General features: G+C 69.0%; 24 protein-coding genes and 1 riboswitch. Of the genes, 4 read left to right on the top strand and 20 right to left on the bottom strand.

Annotated elements, in window-relative coordinates; genetic code table 11:
- The first annotated feature begins 23 nt into the window (after positions 1–23).
- Positions 24–608, top strand: a complete 585-nt coding sequence (locus JYK17_RS17890; protein WP_222810779.1) for a hypothetical protein — start codon at positions 24–26, stop codon at positions 606–608.
- 386 nt (positions 609–994) lie between these two features.
- The gene (locus JYK17_RS17885; RefSeq protein ID WP_108010071.1) at positions 995–1201 is read left to right on the top strand and encodes a DUF5999 family protein; all 207 of its coding nucleotides are present in this window, start codon (positions 995–997) and stop codon (positions 1199–1201) included.
- A gap of 219 nt (positions 1202–1420) precedes the next feature.
- Here JYK17_RS17885 and JYK17_RS17880 read toward each other — a convergent pair whose 3' ends face one another.
- The 9 genes from JYK17_RS17880 to JYK17_RS17840 form a co-directional block, all read right to left on the bottom strand.
- The gene (locus tag JYK17_RS17880) at positions 1421–2473 is read right to left on the bottom strand and encodes an endo-1,4-beta-xylanase (RefSeq protein WP_108010073.1); all 1053 of its coding nucleotides are present in this window, start codon (positions 2471–2473) and stop codon (positions 1421–1423) included.
- A gap of 52 nt (positions 2474–2525) precedes the next feature.
- Entirely contained in the window at positions 2526–3290 is a 765-nt protein-coding gene (locus tag JYK17_RS17875; RefSeq protein ID WP_234548439.1) for a carbohydrate ABC transporter permease, read from the bottom strand.
- Between the two features lie 53 nt (positions 3291–3343).
- Positions 3344–4342, bottom strand: coding sequence for a carbohydrate ABC transporter permease (locus JYK17_RS17870; protein WP_108010077.1), 999 nt, complete (start codon positions 4340–4342; stop codon positions 3344–3346).
- Between the two features lie 6 nt (positions 4343–4348).
- Positions 4349–5644 carry an extracellular solute-binding protein gene (locus tag JYK17_RS17865; protein ID WP_222810778.1) on the bottom strand — a complete coding sequence of 432 codons (1296 nt, stop codon included), beginning with the start codon at positions 5642–5644 and terminating at the stop codon, positions 4349–4351.
- Positions 5645–5946: 302 nt separating this feature from the next.
- A complete protein-coding gene (locus JYK17_RS17860) occupies positions 5947–6579 on the bottom strand; it encodes a potassium-transporting ATPase subunit C (RefSeq protein ID WP_222810777.1) in 633 nt (210 codons plus the stop codon).
- A gap of 23 nt (positions 6580–6602) precedes the next feature.
- Positions 6603–8690: a potassium-transporting ATPase subunit KdpB gene (kdpB, locus tag JYK17_RS17855; protein WP_222810854.1), complete on the bottom strand. Its 2088-nt coding sequence runs from the start codon at positions 8688–8690 to the stop codon at positions 6603–6605.
- 50 nt (positions 8691–8740) lie between these two features.
- Positions 8741–10402, bottom strand: coding sequence for a potassium-transporting ATPase subunit KdpA (gene kdpA, locus JYK17_RS17850; RefSeq protein ID WP_222810776.1), 1662 nt, complete (start codon positions 10400–10402; stop codon positions 8741–8743).
- A gap of 7 nt (positions 10403–10409) precedes the next feature.
- Entirely contained in the window at positions 10410–10499 is a 90-nt protein-coding gene (gene kdpF, locus JYK17_RS17845; protein WP_016434100.1) for a K(+)-transporting ATPase subunit F, read from the bottom strand.
- Between the two features lie 473 nt (positions 10500–10972).
- On the bottom strand, positions 10973–11566 hold the full coding sequence (locus JYK17_RS17840) for a DUF1707 SHOCT-like domain-containing protein (RefSeq protein WP_222810775.1): 594 nt from the start codon (positions 11564–11566) through the stop codon (positions 10973–10975).
- A 111-nt stretch (positions 11567–11677) separates the two neighbouring features.
- Between JYK17_RS17840 and JYK17_RS17835 the strand changes: the two genes are divergently transcribed.
- Positions 11678–12073, top strand: a complete 396-nt coding sequence (locus JYK17_RS17835) for a TOBE domain-containing protein (RefSeq protein WP_108010085.1) — start codon at positions 11678–11680, stop codon at positions 12071–12073.
- A gap of 104 nt (positions 12074–12177) precedes the next feature.
- On the opposite strand, the gene gcvP is transcribed toward JYK17_RS17835, so the two are convergent.
- Complete coding sequence (gene gcvP, locus JYK17_RS17830) at positions 12178–15063, bottom strand: aminomethyl-transferring glycine dehydrogenase (RefSeq protein WP_222810774.1); 2886 nt, start codon at positions 15061–15063, stop codon at positions 12178–12180.
- 175 nt (positions 15064–15238) lie between these two features.
- Positions 15239–15334: riboswitch (glycine riboswitch) on the bottom strand.
- Between the two features lie 113 nt (positions 15335–15447).
- Here gcvP and JYK17_RS17825 point away from each other — a divergent pair.
- Positions 15448–15840, top strand: coding sequence for a PRC-barrel domain-containing protein (locus tag JYK17_RS17825; RefSeq protein WP_181362412.1), 393 nt, complete (start codon positions 15448–15450; stop codon positions 15838–15840).
- A gap of 732 nt (positions 15841–16572) precedes the next feature.
- On the opposite strand, the gene JYK17_RS17820 is transcribed toward JYK17_RS17825, so the two are convergent.
- From JYK17_RS17820 to clsA, 10 genes are all read right to left on the bottom strand, one after another.
- Positions 16573–17934 (bottom strand): DNA polymerase IV, encoded by a 1362-nt coding sequence (locus tag JYK17_RS17820; RefSeq protein WP_128803640.1) that lies wholly within the window; start codon positions 17932–17934, stop codon positions 16573–16575.
- A gap of 104 nt (positions 17935–18038) precedes the next feature.
- On the bottom strand, positions 18039–18722 hold the full coding sequence (locus tag JYK17_RS17815) for a MerR family transcriptional regulator (protein ID WP_108010093.1): 684 nt from the start codon (positions 18720–18722) through the stop codon (positions 18039–18041).
- 252 nt (positions 18723–18974) lie between these two features.
- Positions 18975–19448 (bottom strand): bifunctional nuclease family protein, encoded by a 474-nt coding sequence (locus tag JYK17_RS17810; protein ID WP_004002801.1) that lies wholly within the window; start codon positions 19446–19448, stop codon positions 18975–18977.
- An 84-nt stretch (positions 19449–19532) separates the two neighbouring features.
- Positions 19533–20267, bottom strand: coding sequence for a transcriptional regulator FtsR (ftsR, locus tag JYK17_RS17805; protein ID WP_108010095.1), 735 nt, complete (start codon positions 20265–20267; stop codon positions 19533–19535).
- 44 nt (positions 20268–20311) lie between these two features.
- Positions 20312–21217, bottom strand: coding sequence for a zinc-ribbon and FHA domain-containing protein (locus tag JYK17_RS17800; protein WP_108010097.1), 906 nt, complete (start codon positions 21215–21217; stop codon positions 20312–20314).
- A 64-nt stretch (positions 21218–21281) separates the two neighbouring features.
- Entirely contained in the window at positions 21282–22220 is a 939-nt protein-coding gene (locus JYK17_RS17795) for a DUF881 domain-containing protein (protein WP_222810773.1), read from the bottom strand.
- Positions 22221–22225: 5 nt separating this feature from the next.
- Positions 22226–22558 carry a small basic family protein gene (locus JYK17_RS17790; protein WP_003988855.1) on the bottom strand — a complete coding sequence of 111 codons (333 nt, stop codon included), beginning with the start codon at positions 22556–22558 and terminating at the stop codon, positions 22226–22228.
- Complete coding sequence (locus JYK17_RS17785; protein ID WP_108010101.1) at positions 22555–23469, bottom strand: DUF881 domain-containing protein; 915 nt, start codon at positions 23467–23469, stop codon at positions 22555–22557. The genes JYK17_RS17790 and JYK17_RS17785 overlap by 4 nt, the downstream gene beginning before the upstream one ends.
- A gap of 98 nt (positions 23470–23567) precedes the next feature.
- A complete protein-coding gene (locus tag JYK17_RS17780; RefSeq protein ID WP_108010103.1) occupies positions 23568–26063 on the bottom strand; it encodes a mannose-1-phosphate guanyltransferase in 2496 nt (831 codons plus the stop codon).
- 115 nt (positions 26064–26178) lie between these two features.
- Complete coding sequence (gene clsA, locus JYK17_RS17775; protein ID WP_108010105.1) at positions 26179–26787, bottom strand: cardiolipin synthase ClsA; 609 nt, start codon at positions 26785–26787, stop codon at positions 26179–26181.
- Positions 26788–26937: the final 150 nt, after the last annotated feature.

Raw genomic sequence — 26937 nt, 5'->3', positions numbered from 1 at the left:
TGTCGAATGAGAGGCGACCCACCATGCCGCTGCATGTCCCCCCGGCTCCCGCGCCTGCCCTGCGCTCCGTCCTCACCGCCCTTGGTTCACCCACCGCGGTACGCGAGGCGCGAACGCCCTCCCTGCTCCACGCCCAGGGCCCGCTGACACCCGAACTCCCGCTGCCCGTGCACATCCTGGACCGGTTCACGCCCGCGGGCGCATCGTCCACCCGACTGGCCGGGTGGCGCTTCCTGATCCGCTGCGGCGAGCGCGCGGTGGCCGCGGCCGACACCATGCTGACCCCCGACGGCTGGGCCTTCTCCCGCTTCTTCGAGGGCCCCTACATCGCCTCCACCGAGCGCGCGCTGCGCCAGGCCGAGACGATGAGCCAGTCGTACCAGCCGCGTCTGCTCTCGATGCCCAGCCTCTACATGCTCACCCTGTGGCTGCACGGCGACTGCACCGAGGACGCCGCGAGCGGCCACCCCGCCGCCACGGACCTGCTCGTCCCGCTGGCGCCGGCCCCGCCCGGCATCGCGCCCCACCGACCGCACCGCGTCGCCGAACTGCTCCCGGTCCTCACCCATCGGGTGACTCCCGCCCCGCTGCTGGGCTCCCCCGCCTGAACAAGGCTCCCGCACCACCCTTCGTACCCCGCCCCGGAATTCCCCGAGGCGGGGTACGTCGCTTTTCCGCTCCGCATTGTGCTCGTACGAGCCAATAGTTGCTCGTACGAGCCGGAAAAGCTCTCTGACCAGTAGGGACTAGCCCTATCCGGCCCCCCGGAACCACCCGAACTGACAGTGCAGTTGGAATGAACCGTCCGCGCGGGTGATGCGTCATCAACCTGTGAGAAGCGGTGCTGCAAAATCCCTGCGGATCGACGCCCGTGGGGCAACACTGGGTCTGGACCGAATTATCACTACGGGGGGCGGCCATGAACGGAGCTTCAAGCCGCAGGACAGACAACACAGCCATCTCACACACCACGACAGAGCGAAAGATCCCATCAATGTGCCAGCACCAGCCGCCGTGTCCGACAGCCGACTCCGCCGACCGGGAATCCGCGCGCCTCGTGGCGCACCACCCGGAACAGGGATGGAGCCTGCTGTGCAACGGAGTTCTGCTCTTCGAGGACACCGGTGAGCTCCTGCCCGACGGCCAGATCATCGCGCCGCACCGCCCGCCGGGTGCGAGCCAGGTGATGACGGCCGCCTGAGCGCGGCCGGGCGGCGCACACCGCCGCCCGGAGATTCGAGGGGCCGCTCGCAGCACTTGCTGCGAGTCGGCCCCGGCGCATGTCCGGAGCCCGTCACTGCGTGTAGTTCCCCGTGCGTGGTGCGGTCATCGCCGTGCACCCCCGGCGCCCTGCCCGGGGGTGCCGGACCCCGGCGGCGCTCCCCACTGCACCGCCGGGGCGTCTCGGAACCCGGCGCCCTTACTTGCCGGCCAGCGCCTTTCTGATCGCGAAGCAGGCGGGCTTGGGCCGCAGTTGCTCGTCCCAGGGCAGCGCGGCGCCCTCACCGGGGAAGACCGCCGGGATCCACGAGTACTTGTCGGTGTAGTCCCACACAGTGATCCCCACGCAGCGCCGCACGGCGAGACAGGCCGACGTCAGGTCCCGGTACCAGTCCGCCTGCTGGGCCAGCTTCTCCTCGGTGGCCGGCAGCAGCATCCGTACGTCGACCTCGGTGAGCGCGGTGTCGAGGCCCAGCCGGGAGAAGCGGCGGAGGTTGTCCTCCACGGTCGCCGGATAGCCGTACTGCAGGGCCAGGTGAGCCTGCAGGCCGATGCCGTCGAGCGGGACGTGCCGTGCCCTGAGGTCCTTGACCAGCTGGTAGTAGGCGTCCGACTTCGGGCCGACGGCCTCGATGTTGTAGTCGTTGAGATAGAGCTTGGCGTGCGGGTCGGCCTGGTGGGACCAGCGCAGGGCATCGGCGATGTAGCCGGGGCCGAGCGTCCGGTACCAGAGCGTGTCGCGGTAGGTGCCGTCCTCGTTGAACGCCTCGTTGACGACGTCCCAGGAGTAGACCTTGCCGCGGTAGTGCCGTACCTCGGTCTGGATGTGCCTCTTCAGTACGGCCCTCAGCTCGTCGGCCGTCCACTCGCGGCCGGTGAGCCAGTCGGGCAGCTGGCTGTGCCAGACCAGGGTGTGGGCGCGCACCCGCTGGTGGTGCTTGCGCGCCAGGTTCACGATCTGGTCGCCGTTGGTCCAGTCGAAGACGCCCTGCTGGGGCTCGGTGGCGTACCACTTCATGCCGTTGCCGGGCGTGATCATGTCGAACTCGCGGCTGAGCAGGGCCGTGTAGGCGGTGTCGGTGAGTTCGGGGTTGTCGGTGGCGCTGCCGAAGTAGCGGCCGTGGCGCTGGGCGAGCTCCGCGAGCGTCGGCTGCCGCGGGCTCGCCTGGGCGCCCGGCCCGGTGGCGAGCCCGGCCGTGACCAGGGCGGCAGCCAGTGCGCCGACGAGTCTCAGGCGGGTGGTCCTGCGCATGGTGCGACTCCTCACGGTGGGTGGTGTGGGGCCGTACGTCCGCCGGTGCGGGTCATCCCTTCGTCGCACCAGCGGCCAGGCCGCCGACGAGTTGGCGCTCGGCGACCGAGTAGAAGGCGAGGGCGGGGACCATCGCCAGGAAGAGATAGGCGAAGACTCGGGCGTACTGCGCCGAGTACTGGCCCTGGAACTGGGCCACGCCGAGCGGCAGCGTCCACCACTTGGAGTCGGTGAACACCAGCAGCGGCAGCATGAAGTTGTTCCAGCTGGTGACGACGGCCAGCACCGAGACCGTGCCGAGCGCCGGCCGTGCCATGGGCAGCAGGATCCGCCAGAAGAACCCGAAGGCGGTGCAGCCGTCGAGGGTGGCGGCCTCCTCCAGCTCGCCGGGGATCTGCCGGAAGAAGCCACGCAGGATGATGATCGTCATCGGCAGCCCGAAAGCCGCCTGCGGGAGGATCACGCCGAGCGGGTTGTCCAGCAGACCGAGGTAGCGCAGCAGCAGGAACAGCGGGAGGGCCGCCACCGCGAAGGGGAACATCAGCCCCATCGTGAAGAGCGTGAACAGCACCTCCCGTCCGCGGAAGGCGAACCGCGCGAAGGAGAAGGCCGCGAGCGCGGAGACGGCGACCACGAGCACGGTCGTCGCGACCGCGATCAGCGTGCTGTTGCCGAGCAGCCGCCAGAAGTCGCCCGAGCCGAGGATGTCGGTGTAGTTGCCGGTCAGCCAGTGTTCGGGGAGCCCGAAGGCGTTGCGGGAGAGTTCGTCGGTCGACTTGAAGCCGGACAGGGCGGCGTACAGCAGGGGTACGACCATCACCGCGCCGACCACGACGAGGAGCACGTGCAGCGGCAGGTTGCGTACGGTCTTCACTTGCCGTCCCCCCTCATCGTCGTGGTGGCCCCTTCGAGGTCGCGGCGGAGCACGAACCGCTGGTATGCGAGGGCGAAGACGAGACAGATGCCGAACATGACCACGCTGATCGCGCTGGCGTAGCCGACCTGGTAGCGCTTGAAGCCGTACTGGAACATGGTCACGGCCATCGTCTCGGAGTGGTGGTCGGGTCCGCCCTGGGTGATCACCCAGACCAGGTCGAAGAGCTGGATCGCCCCGATGACGGAGAGGAACACGCTGATGCGCAGCGTGGGCGCGAGCAGCGGCAGGATCACATTGCGGAAGCGCTGCCATGGGTTCGCGCCGTCGATCAGCGCCGCCTCCGTCAACTCGGCCGGGATGGACTGGAGTCCGGCCAGGTAGAGCATCATGTGGAAGCCGAAGTACTTCCAGGTCATGACGAGGAAGAGGCTCGCCATCACCCAGGAGGGGTCGGCGAACCACTCGCCGCCGAGCCCGTCCAGGCCGATGGCGCCGAGGACATGGTCGGCGAGACCGTCGTCCGGGGCGAAGATCATGCTGAACAGCACGCCGGTGATGGCCTCGGACAGGACGTACGGCGCGAAGAAGAGCATCCGGTAGATGGCCCGGCCGCGCATTTTCTGGTTCAGGGCGACGGCCATGGCCAGCGCGAACGGCAGTTGCAGGGCGAGCGAGAGCACGACCAGGAGCAGGCAGCGCCACAAGTCGCCCAGAAATACGGGGTCCTGGAACAGGTGGGTGAAGTTGTCGCCGCCGATGTAGTCGGAGGGCATGCCGAAGCCGCCCCAGCGGAAGAAGGCTGCGTACAGCGCGAACAGCATCGGCAGCAGCACGAGCCCGATGAACAGCACCAGCGCGGGCACCTGGAAGCCGACCGCAGTGAGCCAGTTCAGCAGGCGCCGGCGCGCCCGTCCCCGGGCCGATGTCGCGGCCGGGGACGGGAGGGCGATGTCGGGGCCCCTCCGCTTGTCCGGGAGGAAGGTCGAGGTCATCGCCGGCTACTGCTCTTCCTTCGCGACCTTGGTGATCGACTGCGCGACCTGCTCAGGCGACTTGGACCCGGCGATGAGCGCGGCGACGCTGTCGTTGACCTCCTGGCCGACGGCGGGGGCGTACGCCTGGTCGAGGTAGAGCTGGAAGCCGGTGGCGCCCTTCAACTGGGCTTGTACGGCCTTGGTGTTGGGGTCGGCGAGTGCCTTCTCGGCGCCGGGCACGACGGGCAGGGTGTTGGTCTTCTTGACCAGTTGCAGGTCGGTGGTCTCGGAGGCGAAGAACTTCAGGAAGTCGACGGCCTCCTTGGGGGCGCCCCTGCGCAGGGCGTGCCCGCCGCCACCGCCGAAGACCTCGGTGATCGCGCCTTCCCCGCCGTCGACGGCGGGGAAGGGGAAGAACCCGAGGTTGGAGCCGAGGCCCTTGCCCGCGTCCGCCTCGACGACGGGGGCCCACTGTCCCATCAGCTCCATCGCCGCCTTGCCGTTGCCGACCGTGGCGGCCTGGCCGTTGGGCGCGGAGTAGGCGGCACCGAGGAAGCCCTTCTGGAACGGGTGCAGGTCGACGAGGTCCTTGAGGTGCTGTCCGGCCTGGACGAAGCCGTCGCCGGTGAAGTCCTTGTTCTCGTTGGCCTTCTCCAGGGCGTCGATGCCGGCGGTGCGCATCGCGAGGTACGCCCAGTAGTACATGCCGGTCCAGCTCTCCTTGCCCGCGAGTGCGAGCGGGGTGATGCCCTTGGACTTCAGCTTCTTCACGGCGTCGAGGAAGCCCGTCCAGGTGGTGGGGGGCGCGTCGATGCCGGCCTGCTTGAAGAGCGCCTTGTTGTACCAGAAGCCGACCATGCCGATGTCGAACGGGATGCCGTAGAGCTTCTTGTCGATCAGGTACGGCTGCTTGGCGACCGACAGCATTCCGTCCGACCAGGGCTTGGTGCTGTCGCTGAGGTCCTCCACGAGCCCTGCGTCGACCTGCTGCTTGAGCACGCCTCCGCCCCAGGTGTGGAAGACGTCCGGGAGCTTGCCCGAAGCGATGAGCGCCGTCATCTTCGACTTGTAGGCGTCGTTCTCGAGCTGGACGATCTTCAGCTTGACCTTGGGGTTCTGGGCCTCGAACTTTTTGGCGAGGCCCGCCCAGACGGTCTTGGTGGGTTCGGTGGTGGAGATGTTCCACCACTCGATCGTGGTCGTCCCGTCCGACGACCCCCCGTCCGAATCGCCGCCGCAGCCGCTCAGTGCCGTCATGCCCAGACCGGCCGCGGCGGAGGCCGCCAGGAACCCGCGGCGGGACAGTGCCCGGTCGCCCATTGTGCGCTCCTTGGGGTAGGGACGGCGCGCGTCTACGACCGTCCGCTGGGACCGAAAGTTTCGGAGAAGATCCAGAAAGATGCGCTGTTGCCGCACCCTAGAGACAGCTCCCAAACCGTGGCAACCCCTTGTGCACGGTAAATCTCGCGGAGGCCCGACAGCACACCACCCCGACTCGACAGACGCCGAGTCGGGGTGGATACCTCCGACGACGGTTCTCGGGTGCCGACCTCCGTAAGGTTCGCCGAATTATCCGAATGTTTCGGCGCCTCAGTGGGCGTTACGCGATGTGCGTAACGCCATCACCCCTTGGCCACCAGCGCCTTGAGCGCGACGTTGAGTTCCAGGACGTTCACGCGGGGATCGCCGATGAAGCCGAGGGTGCGGTCCTGCGTGTGCTCCTCGACGAGCCGGTTGACCTGGGCGAGGGACAGTCCGTTGCGCTCGGCGACCCGGTGCACCTGGATCTCGGCGTACCGAGGCGAGATGTCCGGGTCCAGGCCCGAGCCGGACGACGTGACCGCGTCGGCGGGGACCTGCGACGGCCTGACCGTGTAGCCGGCGACGGAGTTGTCCTTGACGACCTGCGCCCTGGCCTTCCGCACGGCCTTGACGAGATCGGGGTTGTCGGCCGAGAGGTTCGTGGCACCGGAAAGGATCAGCTTGTACCGGGTATTGAGCGAGTTCTCACCCAGTCCGTTCGCCGGGCGCGGCTGGAAGTACCGCAGGCTGTAGCCCTGTTGGCCGATCAGCGAGGAGCCGACGACCTTCCCGGCCGACCTGATCTCGGAGCCGTTCGCCCTGTGGTGAAACAGCCCCTGTGCGATGCCGGTGACCGCCAGTGGATAGATGACACCGGTCACCAGGGTCAGCACGAGGAGGGCGCGCAGGCCCGCCCCGAGCAGACGGACGGTGCCGGCAACGGAGTTGTTCATGGTGATCAGCGCGCCTTTCGCCATCACAGGCCCGGGATGAGGGAGATGAGCAGGTCGATGAGCTTGATGCCGATGAAGGGGGCGATCAGACCGCCGAGACCGTAGATCCCGAGGTTGCGCCGGAGCATCCTGTCGGCGCTCACCGGCCGGTACCGCACACCGCGCAGGGCGAGCGGCACCAGCGCGACGATGATCAGCGCGTTGAAGACGACCGCCGAGAGGATCGCGGAGTCCGGCGAGGACAGGTCCATGATGTTGAGCTTGTCCAGGCCCGGGTACACCACCGCGAACATCGCCGGGATGATCGCGAAGTACTTCGCGACGTCGTTGGCGATGGAGAACGTCGTGAGCGCGCCCCGGGTGATGAGGAGTTGCTTGCCGATCTCGACGATCTCGATGAGCTTGGTCGGGTCGGAGTCGAGGTCGACCATGTTGCCGGCCTCCTTGGCGGCCGACGTACCCGTGTTCATCGCGACACCGACGTCCGCCTGGGCCAGCGCGGGCGCGTCGTTGGTGCCGTCGCCGGTCATCGCGACGAGCTTGCCGCCCGCCTGCTCCCGCTTGATCAGCGCCATCTTGTCCTCGGGAGTCGCCTCGGCGAGGAAGTCGTCGACGCCCGCCTCCTCGGCGATCGCCTTGGCGGTCAGCGGGTTGTCGCCCGTGATCATGACGGTCCTGATGCCCATGCGGCGCAGCTCGTCGAACCGCTCGCGCATGCCCTGCTTGACGACGTCCTTGAGGTGGATGACACCGAGGACGCGGGCACCGCGCCCGTCCTTGACGGCGACCAGCAGCGGGGTGCCGCCCGCCTCGGAGATCCGGCCCGCGATCCCGTCCGCGTCGCCCGCGACCGTGCCGCCCTCCTCCTGGACCCAGGCGATGACCGAGCCTGCCGCACCCTTGCGGATCTTCCGCCCGTCGACGTCCACACCCGACATCCGGGTCTGGGCGGTGAAGGCGATCCAGTCGGCGTGGGCGAGCTCGCCCTGGTGGCGCTCGCGCAGCCCGTACCGGTCCTTGGCCAGTACGACGACGGAGCGGCCCTCGGGCGTCTCGTCGGCGAGCGAGGAGAGCTGGGCCGCGTCGGCGACCTCGGCGTCGGTGACGCCCCTGACCGGTACGAACTCGGCGGCCCTGCGGTTGCCGAGGGTGATGGTGCCGGTCTTGTCGAGCAGCAGCGTGGAGACGTCACCGGCGGCCTCAACTGCCCTGCCGGACATGGCCAGTACGTTGCGCTGCACCAGCCGGTCCATGCCCGCGATGCCGATCGCCGAGAGCAGGGCGCCGATCGTGGTCGGGATGAGGCAGACCAGCAGGGCGACCAGCACCACCATCGTGAGGTGGGTGCCCGCGTGGTCGGCGAACGGCGGCAGCGTGGCGACGGCCAGCAGGAAGACGATCGTCAGCGACGCGAGCAGGATGTTCAGGGCGATCTCGTTGGGCGTCTTCTGCCGGGCCGCGCCCTCGACGAGGTTGATCATCCGGTCGATGAAGGTCTCTCCGGGCTTCGTCGTGATCTTGACGACGATGCGGTCGGAGAGCACCTTCGTGCCGCCGGTGACGGCGCTGCGGTCGCCGCCGGACTCGCGGATGACCGGGGCCGACTCACCGGTGATGGCCGACTCGTCGACCGAGGCGACCCCCTCGACCACGTCACCGTCGCCGGGGATGACGTCGCCGGCCTCGCAGATCACGAGGTCGCCGATGCTCAGCTCGGTGCCCGCGACCACGGTTCCGTCGGCCTTGTGCGCGACGGTGTCGGTCTTGGCCTTGCGCAGGGTGTCGGCCTGCGCCTTGCCGCGGCCCTCGGCGACCGCCTCCGCCAGGTTGGCGAAGACCACGGTCAGCCACAGCCAGGCGCTGATCGCCCAGCCGAACCAGTCGCCCGGGTCCTTGAAGGAGAAGACGGTGGTGAGGATCGAGCCGATCCACACCACGAACATCACGGGCGACTTGATCTGCACCCGCGGATCGAGCTTGCGGACGGCGTCAGGCAGCGAGCGGAGCAGTTGCCCGGGGTCGAAGAGGCCCGCGCCGACACGGCCTTCGGGAGGCTTGTGCCCGGAGGGTACGTCGGTGTGCGGCGCGCGGGTGGGAGTGGCTGTGGACATGGAGTCCTCGGGGTTTTCGGTGACTTCGACTGGGGTGGTACGAGTGGTCATCACGCCAGCCCCTCGGCCAGCGGGCCCAGCGCGAGCGCCGGGAAGTAGGTCAGGCCGACGATGATCAGGACGGCGCCGACGAGCAGGCCGGTGAACATCGGCTTCTCGGTGCGCAGGGTGCCGGCGGTCACCGGCACCGGCTTCTGCTCGGCGAGCGAGCCGGCCAGGGCCAGGACGAGCACCATCGGCAGGAAGCGGCCGAGCAGCATCGCGAGCCCGGTCATGGTGTTGAACCAGTCGGTGTTCGCGTTCAGGCCCGCGAAGGCGGAGCCGTTGTTGTTGGCGGCCGAGGTGAAGGCGTAGAGCACTTCGCTGAAGCCGTGCGCGCCCGGGTTGAGCATCGAGTTCGGCGGGGTCGGCAGCGCCATCGAGAAGGCGGTGAGGATCAGCACCAGCGCGGGCGTGATGAGGATGTAGACGGCGGCCAGCTTGATCTCGCGGGAGCCGATCTTCTTGCCCAGGTACTCGGGCGTACGGCCGACCATCAGACCGGCGATGAACACCGCGATGACCGCGATGATCAGCATCCCGTAGAGGCCGGAGCCGGTACCGCCGGGTGCGATCTCGCCCAGCATCATCGACAGCATGGTGATGCCGCCGCCGAAGCCGGTGAAGGAGGAGTGGAACGAGTCCACCGCACCGGTCGAGGTCAGGGTGGTGGCCACCGCGAAGATCGAGGAGCCACCGACGCCGAAGCGGACCTCCTTGCCCTCCATCGAGGCACCCGCGATCTGCAGCGCGCCCTCGTGATGGGCGAACTCGGTCCACATCATCAGCGCGGTGAAGCCGAGCCAGATCGCGCCCATCGCGGTGAGGATCGCGTACCCCTGCCGCACCGAGCCGACCAGCACACCGAAGGTGCGGGTCAGGGCGAAGGGGATGACCAGGATCAGGAAGATCTCGAAGAGGTTGGTGAACGGCGTGGGGTTCTCGAAGGGGTGGGCGGAGTTGGCGTTGAAGTAGCCGCCGCCGTTGGTGCCCAGCTCCTTGATGGCCTCCTGCGAGGCGACCGCGCCGCCGTTCCACTGCTGCGAACCGCCAATGAACTGACCGACCTCGTGGATGCCGGAGAAGTTCTGGACGGCGCCGCAGGCGACCAGGACGACCGCGGCGACGGCGGCCACCGGCACCAGGATGCGGACGGTGCCGCGCACCAGGTCGGCCCAGAAGTTGCCCAGTTCACCGGTGCGCGAGCGTGCGAAGCCACGCACCAGCGCCACCGCGACGGCGATGCCGACCGCGGCGGACACGAAGTTCTGCACGGCCAGACCGGCGGTCTGCACGACGTGCCCCATGGTCTGCTCGCCGTAGTAGGACTGCCAGTTGGTGTTCGTCACGAACGAGACGGCCGTGTTGAACGACTGCGCCGGATTGACCGATGAGAAGCCGAGCGAGCCCGGCAGGATGCCCTGGAGCCGCTGCAGCAGGTACAGGAAGAGCACCCCGGCGACCGAGAAGGCGAGCACTCCGCGCAGATACGCCGGCCAGCGCATCTCGGTGTCCGGGTCGGCACCGATGCCTTTGTAGATCCACCTCTCGACGCGCAGATGCCGATCGGAGGAGTAGACCCTGGCCATGTGGTTGCCAAGGGGGACGTGGACGAGAGCCAGCGCGCCTATGAGCGCCAGCAGTTGAAGGACCGCGGCTGGTACGGGACCCATGGGTGTCTCAGAACCTCTCCGGGAAGATCAGGGCGAGGACGAGATAGCCCAGCAGGGCGACGGCCACGACGAGGCCGACGATGTTCTCGGCGGTCACAGCTTGGTCACCCCCTTGGCGACGAGGGCCACCAGAACGAAGGACGCGATCGCGACGACGACGAAGGCCAGATCGGCCACCGTGAACTCCTGGAGTGAGGTTGGTCGAACGGGACGCTCCCAGAAAACAGCCTTCGCGGCTCGAATCGAGCGCCGTTGACGGGTCCCATACGGCCCACCGCACGCCTTTGACGGAACTCATACGCGAGGGGGATCACTGCAGGTCGGGGGTGATTCGGGGCGTGCCGGACGAGCACGGGCGCGGCCCGCACCCGGGTGCCAAGCTCCCGGCCCATGCGGGACCGCACTGCCTCGCGCTCCTTGCCCCCGGCGCAATCCGTGGGCCCGTCACGCTCCCCATACGCTGGTGCCACACCACACGCCCGAACGCACCGCGCCCCGCTACTCGGCCCCTCCCGACGCGCACACCCAGCACACCGGCGCCGTCCCGCCCCCCACCCACAGCGTCAGCGCCTACCTCCCCCGCGTCCGCCCCCGTGACCGTACGACCACGCGCCCGAGGCTCAGACGCCCGTCGACCACCACTCGCAGTACGACGGGCACGTCCGGGCCGCGGCCTGGGCGTCCCTTGATCTTGGCGTAGTGGGTGACCAGGGAGTCCGTGTCCACCACGACGCCCGGGGGCGTCAGCAGCCGCAGCGCCCCGCCGCGCATGTCGAGGGCGATGTGCAGGGTGTCGTGTGTGATCACCGCGCCGGTGAAGTCGAGGGTCACATCGCCCCACTCGGACGCGATCTGCAGTCGGCGCGGTACCACCCACCCGCCGCCCCGCCGGGCCGAACCGCCCTTCTGCTCGATACGGACGACGTCCTTCGCGTCGGACGCGAGATCGGTGGTGGGCCCGGTCGGCAGATCCGCGGTCAACACCGCCAACTCCCCCATCGTGCGCGCGGTGAGGGCAGCCTCCACCCGCTCGTCGAGCTCCTCGACGGTCAGCCGGCCGTCACCCGCCGCGACGCGCAGCACATCGACGACCCGGTCGCGATCAGCGTGCGAGGCCCTGAGGTCCGGCGACGCCTCGCCACTCCGCGCGCTCTCTCCGGACATGTCCACACCCCGAATTCCAGTCACCGGCCCGACTCCGTATCGCGTTGTACCCGACCCCCAGCCCCCAACCCCACGTCCACCATGCCCCATTGCCGGCCATATGGTGACCGCATGCAGAGCTACACGATCGGCCAGGCAGCACGGCTGCTCGGCGTGAGTCCGGACACCGCACGCCGCTGGGCCGACGCCGGCCGGGTGGCGACCCATCGCGACGAGGGCGGCCGTCGGCTCATCGAGGGGCGGGATCTGGCCGCGTTCTCCGTGGCACTCGCCAAGGCGGGCGGCGCCGAGGAGGAGACCTCCTACACCTCGGTCCGCAACGCGTTCCCCGGCATCGTCACCGCGATCAAACTCGGCGACGTGGCGGCCCAGGTCGAGATCCAGGCCGGCCCGCACCGCCTGGTCTCCCTGCTGACCCGCGAGGCCGTCGAGGAACTGGGCCTGGAGGTCGGCATGGAGGCCACCGCCCGCGTCAAGTCGACAAACGTACACATCGACCGCGTCTGACCCCCGAAACCGCACCCCCCGTCGTCGTTCACGAGCCCCACGCAGAAGGACCCCGCCGAAGCGGGGCCCTTCACACCATGCCTGTCCAAGCTCCAAGCGGACGTTCAGTCCTCGTACGCATCCAGCGGCGGGCAGGAGCAGACCAGGTTGCGGTCGCCGTAGGCCTGGTCGATCCGGCGTACCGGCGGCCAGTACTTGTCGGCGGCCGAGACCCCGGCCGGGAAGACGGCCTCCTCGCGCGAGTACGCGTGCTCCCACTCACCGCCCAGCGCGGCAGCCGTGTGCGGGGCGCCCCGCAGCGGGTTGTCGTCGGCAGGCCACTCGCCCGCCCCGACCTTCTCGATCTCCGCCCGAATGGCGATCATCGCCTCGCAGAACCGGTCAAGCTCGGTCAGGTCCTCCGACTCGGTCGGCTCGATCATCAGCGTGCCGGCCACCGGGAACGACATCGTCGGCGCGTGGAAGCCGTAGTCGATCAGCCGCTTGGCGACGTCGTCGACGCTCACGCCGGTCGCCTTGGTCAGCGGCCGCAGGTCGATGATGCACTCGTGCGCGACCAGCCCGCCGGGGCCGGTGTAGAGCACCGGGTAGTGCGGTTCGAGCCGCTTGGCGATGTAGTTGGCGGACAGCACGGCCACCTGCGTGGCACGCTTCAGCCCCTCGCCGCCCATGAGCCGGACGTACGCCCACGAGATCGGCAGGATGCCCGCGCTGCCCCACGGAGCGGCCGAGATCGGCCCGACACCGGTCTCAGGACCGGCCGCGGGCTGCATCGAGTGGTTCGGCAGATACGGCGCCAGGTGCGCGCGTACGCCGACCGGACCGACGCCCGGACCGCCGCCGCCGTGCGGGATGCAGAACGTCTTGTGCAGGTTGAGGTGCGAGACGTCGCCGCCGAAGTGCCCCGGCTTGGCGAGCCCCACAAGGGCGTTGAGGTTGGCGCCGTCGACGTAGACCTGCCCGCCGGCCTCGTGGACCTGCGCGCAGATGTCGGCGACGTGCTCCTCGAACACACCGTGGGTCGAGGGGTACGTGATCATCAGCACGGCCAGCTCGTCGCGGTACTGCTCGATCTTGGCCCGCAGGTCCTCGACGTCGATCTCGCCGTCCCCGGCGGTCTTCACGACGACGACCTTCATGCCGGCCATCACGGCGCTCGCGGCGTTGGTCCCGTGCGCGGAGGAGGGGATCAGGCAGACCGTGCGCTGCTCGTCGCCGTTGGCGCGGTGGTAGCCGCGCACCGCGAGCAGTCCGGCCAGCTCGCCCTGCGACCCGGCGTTGGGCTGGAGGGACACCTTGTCGTACCCGGTGACCTCGGCGAGACGGTCCTCCAGCTCGTGGATGAGCGTGAGGTAGCCCTCCGCCTGCTCGGCGGGCGCGAAGGGGTGCAGCTGGCCGAACTCGGGCCAGGTGACCGGCTCCATCTCGGTGGTCGCGTTGAGCTTCATGGTGCAGGAGCCCAGCGGGATCATGCCGCGGTCGAGGGCGTAGTCGCGGTCGGCCAGCCGGCGCAGGTAGCGCAGCATCGCGGTCTCGGAGCGGTGCTGGTGGAAGACGGGGTGGGTGAGGACGGCGTCGTTGCGCAGCAGGTCCTGCGGCAGCGCCTCCTCGGCGGCCGCGTCCAGCGCCTCGATGTCGGCCTGGACCCCGAACGCGTTCCACACGGCGGCCAGTTGGGCCCGCTTGGTGGTCTCGTCGCAGGCGAGGGAGACACGGTCGGCGTCGACGAGGCGGAGGTTGACGCCGTTCTTCCGCGCGGCGGCGACGATCTCGGCGCCGCGGCCCGGCACGCGCACGGTGAGCGTGTCGAAGTAGGAGCCGTGCTCGACCTCGACGCCTCCGGCCCGCAGGCCCTCGGCGAGGATCGTGGCGTAGCGGTGGGTGCGCTGCGCGATCGCCCGCAGGCCGTCGGGCCCGTGGTAGACGGCGTACATTCCGGCCATTACGGCGAGCAGCACCTGCGCGGTGCAGATGTTGCTGGTGGCCTTCTCGCGCCGGATGTGCTGCTCACGGGTCTGCAGCGCGAGCCGGTAGGCCTTGTGCCCGTCGGCGTCCACGGAGACCCCCACGAGCCGGCCGGGCAGGCTGCGCGCGAACTTCTCGTGCACGGCCAGGTAACCGGCGTGCGGCCCGCCGAAGCCCATCGGCACACCGAAGCGCTGGGTCGTGCCGACGGCGATGTCCGCGCCGAGCTCGCCGGGCGACTTCAGCAGCGTCAGCGCGAGCAGGTCGGCGGCGACGGTGACGAGCGCGCCGAGCTCGTGCGCCTGGTCGATCAGCGGCTTGATGTCGCGTACGGCACCGGAGGCGCCGGGGTACTGCAGGAGCACGCCGTTGATCTCACGCTCCGCGACCTCGGCCGGGATGCCGTCGGAAAGATCGGCGACCACGACTTCCACACCGGCCGGTTCGGCACGCGTCTGGATCACGGCGATGGTCTGCGGCAGCACGTCCGCGTCGACCAGGAACAGGCCCTTCTTGTTCCTGCCCATGCGCCGCGACAGCGCCACGGCCTCGGCGGCGGCCGTGCCCTCGTCGAGCAGGGAGGCACCGGAGGTGGGCAGTCCGGTGAGGTCGGCGACCATCGTCTGGAAGTTCAGCAGCGCCTCGAGCCGGCCCTGCGAGATCTCGGGCTGGTAGGGCGTGTACGCCGTGTACCAGGCCGGGTTCTCCATGACATTGCGCAGGATCACGGGCGGCGTGAAGGTGCCGTAGTACCCGAGTCCGATCATGGAGTCGAGCACCTCGTTGCGCTCGGCCAGCTCGCGCAGTTCGGCCAGCACCTCGGCCTCGGTGCGCGCGCCCGGCAGCGCCAGGGAGTCCGCGTTCTTGATCACGTCGGGGACCGCGGCGGCCGTGAGCTCGTCCAGCGAGCCGTAGCCGACCTGCGCGAGCATCTTGGCCCGGGCCTCGAGGTCGGGGCCGATATGACGCTGTTCGAAGGGAATGCCCTTCTCCAGCTCGGTGAGCGGAATGCGATGCGGGGTCATTGCGGAGGCCTCCTGGTCGACACGACCTTCGAGGGGCACCACGGCGCGGGTACCCGGACGGCCTCCCCCTCTGTCATCTCAACCTGAGAGCTTCACCGGGTCGCCCGAAGGCTCCCGGTTTTCACCGTCGGTGAGAGCGGAAGCCGTCGACACCCGCCCTGCTTTCCAGAGTGACCTCGTCCGCGCGGTACGTGTGCCTGAGAGATTCCGGGGAGGATTTGCTCCTTCGGCGCCTCCGGTGGTGTCTGGAGGACTCTCCCGCACGGGGTCAGCAGCCGTTGTCAGCCTACCAGCGAGCGCCCTGCACGTTTCTTCGAGTGGCCGCCTCGCCCGTTGTGCTCTTTTGTAGTGCTTACGGATGAGTTGCGACCAAGTGGAGGGACCGTGCAGACCGACATCGATCCGCGCAACCTGATCGGCCGCAGGGCGTTCGACCGCAACGGCACCAAGCTCGGCACCATCGACGAGGTCTATCTCGACGACGCGACCGGCGTGCCGGAGTGGGCGGCCATACGCACCGGTCTGTTCTCCCGGGACGCCTTCGTCCCCCTGGCGCCCAGCGAACTCGTCGAGGGCACCCTGCACGTCCCCTTCGACCGCTCCCTGATCAAGGACGCCCCGGACTTCGGCGTAGGCCGCCACCTCTCCCCCGAACAGGAACTCCAGCTCTACCACCACTACGGCCTCGACATCAGCACCCCCATGCCGGACCGCCCCTTCGGCAAGATCGCAGGCACCGAGAACACGGAGACCCGGGACACCTCGGCGGATGCCTAGGCAGCTGGCCGAGCCGGTCCAGCCAGCCCGGCCGACGCCTGGGCAATTGGCTGACGCGACTGCGACAACTTGGCTGACACCTCGGACACCACGGCCGACCTTGCTGGGGCACTCTGGCCGACGCCTCGGCAACCTGGGCCGACCCGACCGGGACACTTCGGCCCGCCCCGGCTGGGGGCACCCCGGCTGACGCCTCAGACTCCACGGCCGACCCGACTGGGGCACCCCGACCGGCGCCCGGCAATCCCGCCCAACCCGACTGGAACACTCCGGCCAACGTTTATGACCGCCGACCCAGCCGGGGCGCCTCGGCCCCACGCCCGACCCTGCTGGGACCTCTGGTCGACACCTCGGCACCCCCGGCAACCCGACCGGCACCCCAGCAACCACCGCCGACCCAGCTGGGGCGCTCCGGTAGCCCCCTCGGCCCCCCGGCCCACCCGACCGACGCATATGACACTGTCGACCCAGCTGGGACACCGGCCGACGCCTCGGCTCAACGGCCGACCCAGCTCGGGCATCCCAGTACATCCCGGCCCACCCGACTGCGGCACCCCGGCCAACCCGACCGGGACCCCCGCTGACACCTCGGCGACCACGGCCGACCCGACTGGGGCACCCCGGCCGACATCTCGGCCCCACGCCCGACCCTGCTGGGACCTCTGGTCGATACCTCGGCAATCCGGCCGTCACCCCGGCAACAACCGCCGACCCGACCGGAAACCCCGCCGCCTACAACACCCCACCCACGGAAGCCCCCGCCCCCCGCTCCACCAGCGGCAACGGATCCGCCCTCTCCAGGTCGCCGTCGTCGGTCCGGAAGGTTCGCACCCGCCCCGGGCCCGAATCCGGTGTCTCGAAGCGCACGGTGACCCGGCCCAGGCCGCTGCCCTGCACCCACCCGTGCCCGAATTCCGCGTGCCGCACGTCGTGGCCCGCGGGCCAGCGTCGCTCGGCCGGCTCCTGCGGCGCCTCGGCGGTCTCCGGCGACGGCTCCTCCACCGGCGCGGCGGCCTGTTCCCCCGCGGCCTGTGCGAACAGGTCCTCCTGTGTGTAGTCGGCGAGACCGCTGACCCCGACGCCCAGCAGCCGTACCCCGCCCGTGGTGTCCACCGTTTCCAGCAGCCGGGCCGCCGCCTCCCGCACCACCGCCGGATCGTCCGTCGGCCCCCGCAGTGTCTCGGAGCGCGTCAGCGTCGAGAAGTCGTAGCGGCGCACCTTGAGCACGATCGTCCGCCCCGACAGCCCCGCCTCGCGCAGCCGCCGTACGCAGCGCTCGGCCAGCCGCTGCACCTCCATGCCCACTCGGAGCCGGTCGTGGATGTCCACGTCGTACGTGTCCTCGACCGACACCGACTTGGTCTCCCGCTCCGCCACCACCGGCCGGTCGTCGCGCGCCAGCGCCATGGCGTACAACGCGTGCCCGTGGGCCTTGCCCAGCAGCCGCACCAGCTCGTCCTCGCCCGCCTCGGCGATCTCGTCGACCGTGCTGATCCCGGCCCGTCTGAGATGATCCCCCGTCGCCGGCCCCACCCCCGGCAGCGTCCGCACCGACATGGGCCCCAGCAGCGCCCGCTCGGTCCCGGGTTCGATCAGCACCAGCCCGTCCGGCTTGGCCTCCTCTGAGGCGATCTTCGCGACCATCTTGGACGCGGCGAGGCCCACGGACCCGGTGAGTCCCGTGCCCACCCGTATGTCGGAACGCAGCTTCTCCCCCACCAGCCGCGCCGACGCGTCGTCCCAGGCCATGTCCCCGGCCTCCAGGTCCACGAAGGCCTCGTCCAGGCTCAGCGGCTCCACCAGCGGCGACAGCGCATGCAGCAGCGCCATGACCTGCTCGCTGATCGACCGGTAGAACCCGAAGCGCGGCACCAGATACGCGGCGTGCGGCGCCAGCCGCCGCGCCTGCGCCATCGGCATCGCGGACCGCACCCCGAAGACCCGCGCCTCGTACGAGGCCGTCGCGACCACACCGCGCGGCCCGAGTCCGCCCACGATCACGGCCTTCCCGCGCAGACTCGGCTTGGACGCCTGCTCCACCGAAGCGTAGAAGGCATCCATGTCGAGATGCAGGATCGTAGCCGCGTTCCTCACATGTCCGATGCTGCCCTACGCCACTGACAATGCCGTCGCAGCACCGCTCGAACGCGCGTCTCTAGAGACGTCAGGGAGCCTGGGGTGTCGGGAAGCCAGGAGGCTCAGACCGCGCGGTTCCGCCGCCGCGCCAGTTCGTCCGCGGGGTTGTGCCCGATCAGCGTCTCGCCGGTGTCCACCCGCTCGCCGTGCAACTGCGACAGGGCGCTCTCGACGTCCCGCCACACCACGCCGACGGCGATCCCGAAGATCCCCTGACCGCCCTGGAGCAGCGCGTGCACCTCGTCGGGCGAAGTGCACTCGTAGACCGTCGCACCGTCGCTCATCAGCGTCATGCGCTCCAGGTCCCGGAAGCCGCGCTCCCGCAGATGCGTCACGGCCGTGCGGATGTTCTGCAGCGAGACGCCGGTGTCCAGGAACCGCTTGACGATCTTCAGGACGACGACGTCCCGGAAGCTGTACAGCCGCTGCGTCCCCGACCCGTACGCCGGCCGGACGCTCGGCTCGACGAGTCCGGTGCGGGCCCAGTAGTCCAGTTGGCGATAGGTGATGCCGGCGGCCGCGCAGGCCGTCGGACCGCGGTAGCCGATCTCCTCCGACGCCATGGACGTCGTCCCTCCGCCGCTCGGCACTGCGGCCGGTCGCTGCGGAGCGTGGTCGGCCGCGCCGCCGTGATGGGGATACCCACCGCCAGAGCGGAGCCGAGAGCCGGGGGAAGGGTACGGACCGCTCTCCCCCGGACTGCGTCCAGGGGCTCCCCCAGCCGTACCGTCGCCGCTGCTTCTCACGCCGACCTCCGTCCTTGACCTGCCTCCTCGAAGGTAGGCAGCCACTCGGGGTGCGTCAACGACCGCCACACTCGGCACGCCGAGTGATAATCACCCTACGAGTGGTTTCCCGCGTCCCACCGCGGGGAAAGGCTAGCCGAATGCCTTCGGGCGGGGCCGCGGGACGCTCTCGCTCGCCTCTGGCACTTGCGGGCATTTCACCCGCGGCCTCCACCGGCCCGGGCCGTCGTCGACGGGCGGTCCGGCCTCGTCTCACTGGCTGCTGGTCCCGAAGTCCTCCGGCGAGATCTGGTCGAGGAACTCGCGGAACTTCTCGACCTCGTCCTCCTGCTCGTCCGGGATCGCGATTCCCGCGTCGTCGAGCACACCGTCGCTGCCGTAGATCGGCGTTCCCGTGCGCAGGGCCAGCGCTATGGCGTCGGAGGGACGGGCGCTGACCTCGACCCCGCTGGCGAAGACCAGCTCCGCGTAGAAGACGCCCTCACGCAGGTCGGTGATGCGTACTTCGGTGAGCTCCTGGCCGACGGCCTCCAGCACGTCCTTGAACAGGTCGTGGGTCAGCGGCCGCGCGGGGGCCATGCCCTGCTGGGCGAAGGCGATCGCCGTCGCCTCCCCCGGTCCGATCCAGATGGGGAGGTAGCGGTCGCCTCCCACTTCACGCAGGAGCACGATCGGCTGGTTGGAGGGCATTTCGACCCGGACACCTACGACATCGAGCTCGTTCACACAGTAACCCTAGGACGTGCCCGGGACGTTTGGGTAGTCGGACCGACAACGGGGGGACTATCCGGCCTCGGCGAACGCGCCGGCTCAGGGCAGTCGCACACCGAGCGCGGTCTGCACGAGCGAGGCGTGCAACTTGACCGTGAGCGCGGCGAGCTCTTTCGTACGCGCCTCGGCGTGCGCCCTGGTCTGCGGGTTGCGATGGCGCTTCAAGGGCGCCACCACCTGGTCCACCAGCCCGGCCTCGCGCTCGGCGGAGGCCTTCATCGCCCTGAGATGACGCGGCTCGATCCCGAACCGGCCCAGCTCCAGGACGAGCGAGGCCACCGTCACCGCCTCCGCGTCGTACGTCCCGTCCGCCATTGGTGCGAGGAGCCCGTACGACTCCCACTCCTGGAGCTGCTGCTCACCGATCCCGGCGGCGGCGAGCAGCTCGGCCCGTCCGATGCGGGCCGCCGTGGGCCCCTCGGCCGGCTCGAGCAGGGGCTCGCCCTCCCGCTGGCGCCCCACCGCGGGCAGCGGGACGGCCTCACCGCGCTCCATGGCGTCCAGATGCTCGCGGATGACCTTGAGGGGCAGATAGTGGTCCCGCTGCATCCTCAGGACATGACCGAGGCGCTCGACGTCCTGCGCGCTGAACTTGCGGTAGCCCGAGGGGGTGCGCTGCGGCTCGATCAGCCCCTCGGACTCCAGGAAACGGATCTTGGAGATGGTGACTTCGGGAAACTCGTCGCGCAGCACGGTCAGCACCGTGCCGATGCTCATCAGACCGTCCGTGGCGGCGGTACCGTGACCGGCACCGCCGCTCGGTGTTCGCAGCATGGACATTCCCTGTAGATCCCCCCGGACGAAGTCCGGTGGCCGGGTCAGTAGCCCCGCTGGCTCGCGTAGAAGACCAGCCGGTACTTTCCGATCTGCACCTCGTCACCGTTGTTCAGGCCGACCTGGTCGATCCGCTCGCGGTTGACGTACGTGCCGTTCAGGCTGCCCACGTCGGCCACCGTGAACGAGCCGTCCCCGCCGCGGCGGAACTCCACGTGCCGGCGCGAGACCGTCACGTCGTCCAGGAAGATGTCGCTCTGCGGATGACGTCCGGCCGTGGTCAGGTCGCCGTCCAGCAGGAAGCGGCTGCCCGAGTTCGGCCCACGGCGCACGACGAGGAGCGCGGAGCCCACCGGCAGCGCGTCCACGGCCGCCTGGGCCTCCGGGGACAGCGCCGGCATCTGCGTCTGACCGGTCGCCTCGGCGTCGTAGGCCTCGATGCCGGAGATCGAGATCGTGGACGTCGTCTCCGACGGGCGCTCGGGGGTGGCCCCCGCCCGCAGCGGCGCGCCGCAGTTGGAACAGAAGCGGCTGTTCTCCGCGTTGCGGTTACCGCACCTCGTACACACCAGGGCCGACATAGGGGAAAACCCTCCACCCGTACTTGAGGTTGACGGTTGCCCGAAACCTATGCCGCCGGACTGCGCAGGGTCAACAGACGGCGCGCCCTGACCTCCGGAGATGTCGCCGCCCGGGCCTGGGACCTGGTCCCGGAACAGCGGGCGCCCACCTTCCGCGTCTGGCTGCGCGCGATGGCGAGCGGTCGCGTTCTCGCTGTCCTCTCGCGCACTCTTGCCGAACAACTTCGCAAACAACTTCACGGGCGATTCCCCTTGACCGAAACAGACCCGCCCGTGGGGCAGGACGAACCCTGATTGCATACACCGGCCGACCCGGACACCTTCACAACGTCCGTATCCACCAGACAGTTTCCACCACGCACCACCCATTCGGTGCGCCGACCCCCCGCAACCTCATGCCCCTGCCGGACGTCCCCCATGCACCGCCGGTTCACTAGGAGGACGACCGAGCGTAGTCAGGCCGCTTCGCGGCTCGCAAGGCGTCCACAACGATCTTGCCCGAACGCTCGACGGCGACGGTGGCCTGCTCCTTCTCCAGGGTCTGCACCACGCCTCCAGGGATGTTGAGCGCCGGTTCGAGGTCCTCCGGCTTGCCGATGACCTTGAAACGATACGGGGCGTTGATCTTGTTCCCGTCGACACTCACGCTCTTGCCGGAATCGGTCAGATAGGTGCCGGCGACCACGCGCACGTCGTTCACCTGGATCGCCTCCGCCCCCGCCGCACGCAGTTCCTGGATCGCGTCGAGCAGCATGTCCGCCTGTACCGACCCCTTCGTGTCCTCGATGGTCATCGTGATGCCGGGGCCCTGAGCCGCCACGGTGCCCGCCAGAATGCCGAGTTGCTTCTCCTTCTCGACGGTCTGCTTGCGGGCCTCCTCGGCCTGGTCGGAGCTGTTCTCCAGCTCGTCGCGCTGCTTCTCCAGTCCCTGCTTCTCGTCCTCAAGACGTTGTGTGCGGTCGTCGAGTTCATCGAGGATGCGAACGAGATCTTCCTGGCGCGCACCGCGCAGGGCACTGTCGCTGTTGCTGTTCGAGGCGACCTGGATGGCCAGACCGAAGCCGAGGCCGAACAGCAGGACGGCGACGATGAGTTGGGCTCGGGTGACTCGCGGCGGCCAGATGCCCTTCGCCAGCCGCTGCCGCCCGGTCAGGTCGCTCTGCTCGGGCCGCTTCTGCTCGGGAGCCTCCGCGGCGTCCGGGGGCGTCTCCGGGGCGTTCTCGGACGTCTTCCCGGTGCCGGGCGCCTTCCCGGGCGTCATGTCGGGCGTCTCGTCAGGCGTCTTGTCCGCAGCGGGACCGGTGGGCGCGGGCCGCTCGGCGGGCAGTTCCCTGCGCAGCCTGTCCCGGGGTGTCTCTTCGTTGTCGCTCATCGGCCTCACGCCCGGAAGACGTGCCGGCGGATCGCCGCGGCGTTCGAGAAGATCCGGATGCCGAGCACCACCACGACACCGGTGGACAGCTGGGCGCCCACGCCCAACTTGTCGCCCAGGAACACGATCAGGGCGGCCACGACCACGTTCGACAGGAACGACACCACGAAGACCTTGTCGTCGAAGATCCCGTCGAGCATGGCCCGCAGACCACCGAAGACGGCATCGAGCGCCGCGACGACGGCGATCGGCAGATAAGGCTCGACGACCGCCGGAACCTCAGGCCGGACCAGCAATCCAGCCACGACTCCCACGACGAGGCCCAGTACGGCGATCACGATGTGCCCTTCCCAGATTTCTCGTTGTTCGGCTGTGCAGTACGTACGATCACACTCGGCGCGGCCGGCAGCCGCAGGTCGCTCTCCACGGAAATGCTGTTCCGGATGCCGTAGTTCTCCTGCAGGGCATGCAGATACAGCCCGTCGGCACTGTTCTGGAACCTGTTGCTGAGCTGCTTGCCGTTGCCCACGGCCAGCACCGTGTAGGGGGGAACCAGCGGCTTGTTGTCGACCAGTATCGCGTCGCCCGCGGCCCTGATCGCCGACAGCGCCGTGAGCCGCTGGCCGTTGATCGCCACGGCTTCGGCGCCCGACTCCCACAGGCCGTTGACCACGCGTTGCATGTCGCGGTCGCGCACCCGGCCCGTGTCGGAGAAGTCCGAGGTCTCGCGCGGGTCCCCGTTGCCGCCGCTGGTCGCTTCCTTGGCGTCGTCGACCACCAGCTTCACGCCGGGGCCGTGCACCTCCACCGCACCCGACAGAATGCCGACCAGCTCGCCGTTGTCCCCGCCACCGCTCTTCTTCAGCGCCTCGCGCTGCCGCGTGTTGACATCGTCGCGAAGCTTGTCGACGGAGCCCTCCAGCTTGTCCGCCGCCGCGGTCTCCCGGTCGATGCGATCGATCAGCTCCTCGCGCTCCTTGGCGACGACGGGAGCCGCCACGCGCGCCTGTGCCGCTCCGACGGTGACGACGAGCGCCGCGAGCACCAGCCCGGCGGCCAGACCGAGCCTGGCCCGGAGCGTCTTCGGCATACCGCTCGCGCCCACGGCCTTCTTGCGGGCGGCCGCCTCGGCGTAGCCGTCGTCGAGGCTGTGGTCCATGACGTTGGTGAGCAGCGACATGGAAGCGTCCGGACGCGAGGGTCGCGTAGGTGTGCTCCGAACGGGGGGGTGCTGCGGCATGCCGCACATAGTCGCATGTCGCGAGCGCTACCTCCGAATGGCCCCACCGGCAAGCCGGACAGGCCCCGTTGGAGAGGCCTGCCCGGCACGCGCGCGTGCCGCGCTTTTCAGCGGCCGGCGCTGTCCACGACAGCCGACCACTCGTCGAGCAGGGCCTGCGCGGAGGCGTCGTCCGGCCCTTCCGCCCACAGGTGGGTGACGGCCTCGGCCGGGTCGGGCAGCACCATCACCCAGCGCCCGTCGGTCTCCACCACCCGTACGCCGTCGGTGGTGTCCACAAAGCGCTCACCAGCCGCTTCGACCACTCGCCGCATCACCAGTCCCTTGACCGCCCACGGAGTGGCGAGATCCCGCTTGAGGACGTGTGCCCGCGGGATCCGGGCGTCGATCTGGCTGAGCGTGAGCTGGGTCCGCGCCACCAAGCCGATCAGCCGTACGAAGGCAGCCGTACCGTCAAAGACGCTGCTGAACTCCGGGATGATGAAGCCGCCCTTGCCGTCACCGCCGAAGATGGTCGCGTCACCACCGCCGACCCGCGTCAGGTCGTCGGGCGAGGTGGTCGTCCACTCCACCTGCGTGCCGTGGTACGCCGCCACCTGCTCGGCGATCCTCGTCGTGGTCACCGGCAGCGCCACGCGCCCGCTGCGCCGCTCCGCGGCCACCAGGTCCAGCATGACGAGCAGAGCCCGGTCGTCCTCGACGATCCGCCCCTTCTCGTCGACCAGCGACAACCGCTCGCCGACGGGGTCGAAGCGCACACCGAAGGCCGCCCGCGACGACGCCACGATCTCACCGAGCCGCACCAGCCCCGACCGCCGCACATCTGCGGTCTCGGTGGGCCGGGACTCGTCGAGCCCGGGATTGATGGTGAGCGAGTCCACACCCAGCTTGCCGAGCAGACTGGGGAGCACCAGGCCGGCACTGCCGTTCGTCGCGTCCACGACGACCTTCAGCCCGGACTCACTGATCCCGGTCGTGTCGACATTGCGCAGCAACGACCCGGTGTACGAGTCGAAGACGCTGGACGGGAAGTGCAGATCCCCGATCTCGCCGGGGAACGCCCGCCGGTACTCCTGCCGCGCGAACACCCGGTCCAGCTTCCGCTGGCTGCCCTGGGACAGGTCCGCGCCATTGCCGTCGAAGAACATGATGTCGACGGAGTCCGGCACCCCTTGCGTGGTCCGGATCATGATCCCGCCGGCACTGCCCCTGGCGGTCTGCTGCCGCGCTACGGGCAGCGGTACGTTCTCCAGGTCGCGTACGTCGATGGCGCTGGCCTGCAGGGCGGAGATCACCGCCCGCTTGAGCGCACGGGCACCACGGGAGTGGTCGCGAGCCGTGGTGACGGTCGAACCCTTCTTCAGGGTCGTCGCGTAGGCGCCCGCGAGCCGCACCGCGAGCTCTGGCGTGATCTCGACGTTCAGGATGCCGGAGACCCCACGGGCGCCGAAGAGATGCGCCTGCCCCCTGGACTCCCAGATCACCGAGGTGTTGACGAAGGCACCGGCCTCGATGGTCTTGAACGGGTAGACCCGCACATTGCCCTGAACGATCGATTCTTCGCCGATCAGGCACTCGTCGCCGATGACCGCGCCGTCCTCGATCCGCGCGGCACGCATGATGTCGGTGTTCTTCCCGACCACGCAGCCCCGCAGATTGCTGTGCTGCCCCACGTACACGTTGTCGTGTACGACGGCCTTGTGCAGAAAGGCCCCGCTCTTCACGACGACGTTCGAGCCGATGATCGTGTGCTCACGAATTTCGGCGCCGGACTCGACCTTGGCGTAGTCGCCGATGTAGAGCGGACCGCGGAGCACGGCATCGGGATGCACCTCGGCGCCCTCGGCCACCCAGACGCCTGGAGAGATCTCGAAGCCGTCCAGCTCGACGTCGACCTTGCCCTCCAGGACATCGGCCTGCGCCTTTACGTAGCTCTCGTGCGTGCCGACGTCCTCCCAGTAGCCCTCGGCGACATAGCCGTAGATCGGCTTGCCCTCCTTCATCAACTGCGGGAAGACGTCCCCGGACCAGTCGACGGGCACATCGGCCTCGACATAGTCGAAGACCTCGGGCTCCATGACATAAATGCCCGTGTTCACGGTGTCGGAGAAGACCTGCCCCCAGGTGGGCTTCTCAAGGAAGCGCTCGACTTTCCCCTCTTCGTCGACGATCGTGATCCCGAATTCCAGCGGATTGGGCACTCGCGTCAGACAGACGGTGACGAGCGCACCCTTTTCCTTGTGGAAATTGATCAGTTCGGTGAGGTCGAAGTCGGTCAGGGCATCGCCGGAAATGACGAGGAAGGCGTCGTCCTTCAACGCCTCCTCGGCGTTCTTGACGCTTCCGGCGGTACCGAGTGGCTTCTCCTCATTGGCATAAGAGAGCTCCATTCCGAGCTCCTCGCCGTCACCGAAATAGTTCTTGACCAGTGAGGCCAAGAACTGGACAGTGACGACGGTCTCGGTCAGCCCATGCCTTTTGAGCAGCCGAAGCACATGCTCCATGATCGGGCGGTTCGCCACGGGCAGGAGCGGCTTGGGCATGCTTGAGGTCATCGGACGAAGGCGTGTGCCTTCGCCTCCGGCCATCACGACGGCCTTCATGTCGGAAGCGTCCTCCTCAAAGAGACGACGGTCTAGCCGACTTCACCCGTCCAGATTGTCCCGCACTTTTTGACCGAGGGCCATCGAGCCACTACGGCCGCGGCAATCGGCAAGTTCAATCGGCCATGGCGTCCGCTCGGACCAGGCGGCGGACTTGTACCACGTAGAGCACTCCTGCCCACCAATAGAGGGTTGTACCCCATCCAGCGAACGCCCATCCGAAAATAGCAGCGAGTGACGAGATCCATCCACTTCCGTCACTGAGCAGGAGCAACGGGAAGGCATACATCAGGTTGAAGGTGGCTGCCTTGCCGAGGAAGTTCACCTGCGGAGGCGGATAGCCGTGCCGCCGGAGGATGCCGACCATCACCAGCAGGACCAGCTCACGCGCGAGAAGTACAGCCGTCAACCAGAGCGGCAGAATCTCGCGCCAGGTGAGGCCCACCAATGTCGAGAGAATGTAGAGCCGGTCGGCCGCGGGGTCGAGGAGCCGGCCGAGGCTGCTGATCTGGTTCCAGCGGCGGGCGAGCTTGCCGTCCAGATAGTCGCTGATTCCGCTCAGCGCCAGTACCAGCAGGGCCCAGCCGTCACTCTTGGGGCCCCCGAACTCAGGCCTTAGAACCAGCCACAGGAAGACCGGCACGCCGGCGAGACGCGCCATGCTGAGGATGTTGGGGATGGTGAGCACCCGATCCGTCTGGACGCGGGTCTCCTGGACCTCCACCCGGGGGCCTCCTGTAGGAAACGTGCCAACGATGCTCCCTGACCTTACCTCAACGCAAAAAAGCTCTGGCTCTCGGGCTGTGTGCCCAAGAGCCAGAGCTCTAAAGGGAGTTCGGCGGCGTCCTACTCTCCCACAGGGTCCCCCCTGCAG

The organism is Streptomyces plumbidurans, assembly GCF_019857225.1.
In the GTDB taxonomy this organism is placed as follows: domain Bacteria; phylum Actinomycetota; class Actinomycetes; order Streptomycetales; family Streptomycetaceae; genus Streptomyces; species Streptomyces plumbidurans.
This window is presented reverse-complemented; position numbering and strand designations above follow the sequence as displayed.